The sequence below is a fragment of the aff. Roholtiella sp. LEGE 12411 genome, from assembly GCF_015206995.1.
GTDB lineage: Bacteria > Cyanobacteriota > Cyanobacteriia > Cyanobacteriales > Nostocaceae > Komarekiella.
In genome coordinates, this window is sequence record NZ_JADEXR010000248.1 from 1 (window position 1) to 5,358 (window position 5,358).

5 protein-coding genes and 2 pseudogenes are annotated in these 5,358 nt (G+C 41.9%); 2 read left to right on the plus strand and 5 right to left on the minus strand.

What is annotated here, in order from left to right; translation table 11 throughout:
• Positions 1-85: 85 nt before the first annotated feature.
• Positions 86-820, minus strand: a complete 735-nt coding sequence (locus tag IQ246_RS28645; RefSeq protein ID WP_194006676.1) for a Uma2 family endonuclease — start codon at positions 818-820, stop codon at positions 86-88.
• A 112-nt stretch (positions 821-932) separates the two neighbouring features.
• Between IQ246_RS28645 and IQ246_RS28650 the strand changes: the two genes are divergently transcribed.
• Both IQ246_RS28650 and IQ246_RS28655 read left to right on the plus strand, forming a co-directional pair.
• Positions 933-1,829 carry an alpha/beta fold hydrolase gene (locus IQ246_RS28650; protein ID WP_194006677.1) on the plus strand — a complete coding sequence of 299 codons (897 nt, stop codon included), beginning with the start codon at positions 933-935 and terminating at the stop codon, positions 1,827-1,829.
• Between the two features lie 398 nt (positions 1,830-2,227).
• Positions 2,228-3,286 carry a serine/threonine-protein kinase gene (locus IQ246_RS28655; RefSeq protein ID WP_194006678.1) on the plus strand — a complete coding sequence of 353 codons (1,059 nt, stop codon included), beginning with the start codon at positions 2,228-2,230 and terminating at the stop codon, positions 3,284-3,286.
• A gap of 252 nt (positions 3,287-3,538) precedes the next feature.
• Here IQ246_RS28655 and IQ246_RS28660 read toward each other — a convergent pair whose 3' ends face one another.
• The 4 genes and pseudogenes from IQ246_RS28660 to IQ246_RS28675 form a co-directional block, all read right to left on the minus strand.
• Positions 3,539-4,111, minus strand: coding sequence for a thermonuclease family protein (locus tag IQ246_RS28660; RefSeq protein ID WP_194006679.1), 573 nt, complete (start codon positions 4,109-4,111; stop codon positions 3,539-3,541).
• Positions 4,112-4,479: 368 nt separating this feature from the next.
• Positions 4,480-4,814 (minus strand): annotated as a pseudogene (locus IQ246_RS28665) (IS4 family transposase); the annotation flags it as partial.
• A pseudogene (locus tag IQ246_RS31410) lies at positions 4,812-4,943 on the minus strand (DUF4277 domain-containing protein); the annotation flags it as partial. The pseudogenes IQ246_RS28665 and IQ246_RS31410, both read right to left, overlap by 3 nt.
• A gap of 41 nt (positions 4,944-4,984) precedes the next feature.
• Positions 4,985-5,221, minus strand: a complete 237-nt coding sequence (locus tag IQ246_RS28675) for a DUF2891 family protein (RefSeq protein ID WP_244142197.1) — start codon at positions 5,219-5,221, stop codon at positions 4,985-4,987.
• Positions 5,222-5,358: the final 137 nt, after the last annotated feature.

The following is a 5,358-nucleotide window of genomic DNA, read 5'->3' on the forward strand; positions in this document are numbered from 1 at the left end:
GGGCATGGGGCATTGGGGATGGGGCATTGGCTAACTCTTCTCTATCTAGTGTTCGGGTAACTGTTATTTGCCAGGAGCAGCGTTATCACTCTTGAATAAAGCGTCTCACTTCATCCACAGGTAAACTAAGAGAACTTGCAACCTGATCCATGCTTAAGCCCAACTCTAATAATCGAGGTATTGCATCTCGTCGGGCTTGTTCTGCTTCCTGTCGAGCTTGTTCCGTTTCTTTGTGACTCAAGAGTTTTTTTCCAGTTTGGGGTTCAAAAAACCGCAATTCTCCGTCAATCAGCCTGAGGTCTAAACCCAATACTTCACTGTGAATTGACGTAACTCCATCAGGTAAAAGCTTTGCTGCAATAGGTTGATATCTACCCTCAACTAAACTAGAACCCTTCAATTGCGGATTGAGGTAATCGCCAGTTGGGTCATACTGAAAGTACTCTTGCACACCTAAAAGTGCGTATTTCTTGGGTTTATCCTCTTCGTCGTTCTCTTGGGTGGTTAAAGAAGTCACTTCTAAAACAAAACTTGGGACTTTACCCGCTTCTTGCCAAACCTTGTAGCTGAGGCGCTTCTTTTTTTCTACTCCAAACACTACAAAGACGTCGGGAGCTACGACAGCACTAGGAATACCCTTTTTGTAGTAAATGAACAAGTTTCCCGATACATAGACGTCATCTTGATCTTGAAAATAAATGTCTAGGGACTCTACACCATAAATTAGATAATCCCGTGCTGGATCACTCTCCGCCATCGGTGTACCATCAGAGTCGGGGTAGATAATCTCGGTCTTGAGTTGGTTGGTAGAAAGGGTCATAGAGCCAAGACCTTAACTCAACTGGGACTAGTTTCAAAATACCATTTTAATCAGAGTTGTTTGAGGTCAGAGAACATTACTATATTTAAGAAACACTTTATTAATCTTAATAATGACTGTAACTACACAGCAGACAGCAACGCAAGATGCCTTTGAAAAATTCTTTTGGACTTGGCGGGGCTATAAAATTCAGTATACTGTCATGGGTGCAGGACGCCCTCTAATACTAGTTCACGGCTTTGGTGCTTCCATTGGACACTGGCGCAAAAATATCTCAGTTTTAGCAGGTGCTGGCTACAGAGTTTTTGCCATAGATCTTTTGGGTTTTGGTGGTTCTGAGAAAGCACCAATTAATTACAGTGTAGAGGTTTGGGTAGAACTGCTGAAAGATTTTTGGACGGCACACATTCAAGAACCGACTGTATTTATTGGTAACTCCATTGGCGCACTTTTGAGCTTGATAGTACTGGTAGAACATCCAGAAATTGCTGCTGGTGGTGTTTTAATTAACGTTGCGGGCGGGTTGAGTCATCGTCCCCACGAATTGAATCCACCACTACGTATTGTTATGGGAGCTTTTAACAGGTTTGTGCGATCGCCTCTTACAGGCAAATTTGTCTTTAACCGTATCCGTCAAAAAGCCCAAATTCGCCGTACCCTTTACCAAGTTTACCGCGATCGCACGGCTGTTACTGATGAATTAGTTGATTTACTTTATACTCCCGCTTGCGATCCGGGAGCGCAACAAGTTTTCGCCTCCATTCTTACAGCACCTCCAGGCCCAGCTCCAGTGGAACTATTACCCAAAGTTGAACGTCCCCTATTAGTAATTTGGGGTGCTGATGATCCTTGGACACCGATTACCGGGGCAAAGATTTATGAGGAGGCGCGTAAAAATGGCAAAGAAATCAAAATTGTTCCCATTCCCAACGCCGGCCATTGTCCTCACGATGAAGTTCCAGATGTTGTAAATGCCCAGATTGTCGCTTGGCTAGCACAAAGGACATAACTTCGCGCCTAGTAGTTCACCACACAAGTATTGCGCGTGTAGATTAGGAAAAGATGAAAGGAGAAAGGGCAAGGGATAAAACACCTTTTCTGTTTACCTCTTTACCTTTACCCCGCTGTGTGTTCCTTTGGCAGACTACTAGATGCAAGACAATACAGTTCGGTTCAAGCACAAAAGTTTGAATTTACCCTTTGCCCCGTAAGCATTTTCCCAGACCATGACAGAGGCTGAAGAGTGCTTATCCGAATTGTGTTGAGATGCAAGACACTAAGAAGAAATTGGTGCTATCAGCCTTGGTGCGGTCAGTGTAAAAGTTGTAAAAGTAAGGCTAACAATTTGGGTGAGTGCGTCTTATTTTTTAATTTCACCTTTACAAAATCGAACTTATGTGGTGTTAAATGGAGCTTGATCTGTGTAATGAATATAAAAGGGTAATTCCCTCAAGTTACCATCCAGATTTTTCCCAGCTAGGCTATGAAGTGATTCGTGAACTAGGACGTAATCGGGAAGGGGGACGCATTACTTACTTGGCTAATGCCCTCAACTGTAATGAACGGGTGGTAATTAAAGAGTTCAGGTTCACTAGTGCGGGTACTGACTGGTCAGGTGTGAAAGCTTACGAGCGAGAAATTGAAATCCTTAAACAAATAAATCATTCTCGCATTCCCCGCTATATAGATTCCTTTGAAACATCAGGGATTTTTTATATAGTGCAGGAGTATAAAAATGCTCCATCTTTAGGACTAAGACGTAGCTTTCATCCTCAAGAAATCAAGCAAATAGCTCTTTCAATCTTAGAAATTTTGGTTTATCTACAAAATCAAGTTAACCCAATCATCCATCGAGATATCAAACCAGAAAATATTCTAGTTGATGAGCAACTAAATGCTTACCTGGTTGATTTTGGATTGGCTAGGGTACAGGGTGCAAAAATAGCTCTTAGTAGCTTTGTAGCAGGAACACCAGGTTTCATGCCACCAGAGGAACAGTTAGGTCATGCCCTCACTGAGGCGTCAGACTTGTATAGTTTAGGGGTAACACTGATTTGTTTACTAACTAATACCCGTTCTGTTGAGATTGGGAAATTAATTGATGATAACTATCACTTTTGTTTCCAGCAATTAGTTCCCCACATCAATCCGCGTTTTCAGTCGTGGTTGATGAAAATGGTGGAACGCAACCGTAAACGTCGCTATACTAATGCATCTGTGGCTTTGGAAGCGCTGAAGCCAATGCAGGTAATGGGTGCTGGTACTGGCATAGATAATTTAGTCGCTTCAATAAAACGTAGACAAAGAACTACTATGCTGGGGCTAGCCACTATTATGACGCTGACTGTGATAGCGACAACTTTAATGGTTTCCCAGCGAAATGGTGCAGTTAGGCAAATACTGGAAGCTAAAAAATGCCAAGGTATGGGCTTCAACTCCAATTGTTCGGAAAAAACCGGATATTAAGATTAGCTAGGTCGTTTCCGGCTAAGGATTACAGCGGTTTTCATTTAGACCTCTTGCAAAAGTCCCTAACACCCCACCCCCAACCCCTAAGAGCAAGCGTTTAGGGCAGACTTTGATGTAAGTCAAAGGCGGGATGGGGTTCTTATTCTAAAAGTGCTGCACCTTCCTCGGTTTCTTCCTCCCCTGACGCACAGAAGAAGTAAAATTTGAATAATGCCCACCACAAAGAATAATTGGTAAGCATTACCCATCCTACTTTGCTATCTTGTTAAAAGTGCGGTACTCCCAAGGATTAACAAACCTAGAATCACTCCAAACACCAAGCCGTTGTTGTTTCGCCTCAGCCTCCGCTTGTTGGACTAAGTTTCTACTGGGACATTTATTTAAATAAGGACGATACACCTTTGCTAAACCTTCTTGCACTAACACTTCTTGCACAAGAGTCCCATCTCTAAGGCGGACTTCTGCAACTTGTCTTCCATAACGATCGCTATCGGTAATATTCAAGTTCACGCGATCGCCTCCTTGTTTGACCAGTTCCCTGACGCGTTCTTGCGCTCTCACACCCCAATTAAATTGATTGCGATCGCTGCTGCGTCTACTTTGTTTTTCCTTGTTAGAATGGGCTACTTCCGGCGCATCAACACAAGCAAAGCGCACGGTGACATTTTGACCATTGGTATCTCTGACTACTAAAGTGTCGCCATCACTAACTCGCTCAACCACGTTTCCAGAATTACCAACCAGGCGATCGCAGCCTACCAAACCCAACAGGATGATAGTTGCACAAAGCCAAAATTGTACTTGCTTAGTTGATTTCTCCATCCAAACTCACCAAACTACCTCTGATGGATGATACTAGCAAAATGAAAATATCTTTTTGTTAGGTGTTGACAAACTGCCACAGATAATTAACAAACAGTAAGCCAGAGTTCCCTACCTGCATAAGTAGAAAGTTTTACTTAAGATCTAAATCTTCAAATACAATATCGTCACTGATAACCCAATACGGTTCAGTTAAGGCTATGCAGTGCTTGAAACAACAAACACAGGAGGATTGCTTATTGTTCCAGTCCCTCTGTGTTTAACTTTTTTCGAGCGAAATTTTGATACAGGCTTTTTCACAACTCTTGGGTTGTTTCTATGAACCCTTTCAGGTAGAAGTTGGTCAAGAATCTCTACAGTTAACCAAGTCAAAAAAAGGGAAGTTCTTGTGGTTGTAGACGCTGGAATTTGGGAAGGGCACGACGAACAACTCGTAATGTTCCTGTGAAACTTAGACGTAAGGGTGAAACTGAAGCCTTTTTCTCAATTTACCAGATGGATAAATATAACTTAAATATGAACCATCGTCTAAAGCTTCTTCGCTTAAAAATTTAACATTGGCAGGAATTCTGCCTAAATAATCACAACCTTTACTTACCGTTGTTTGTACCATTGCGTAGGAATGCAAGCCCCTATCCCACATCAATAACATTTCAGATGTTACCGAGCGCAATAATTTTAGTGATCTGACTCGCTCTCCAAGATTATTCAATCCATATTTAGATAATTTATCCATAATTCTGCCAATCTTATCATCATTGAGATAATCATTTTCTACATCTTCTCCCAATAATATTTTGATTCCTTTATCATCAAAAAACTGGTTAAATAAACTGTGACTTTTTGGGCTTATTCATAACCGAGTAATAAGTTTTAGCTTACATATTGCTTTTGCAATCCACGATTTGTTATGAGGTAAACAGCAAAAGTTCCTAACCAGTGACTAGCTGCATAATGTTCACTGATAACATCTGCTAGTCCACTTCGACGATGGTGAACAGCAGCACAGCGGAGTGTTTCTATCCGCTGGTCATCATTGGGTAATCCAGAAATGATGCCCTCAAGCATCCAAGCACGGCTAAGATTAAGACCGTGAAAGTGTGATTGCATATAAGGGACTTCCAGAAAATAAAATATAGAAATGTCTCCGTATAGGAATCATTATTATTCTCATACGGATAGGGGGTAGGGAAGGGGTCAGCCGATAGCTGACCCCTTCCCTACCCCTATTTTTTCATACTAAATAG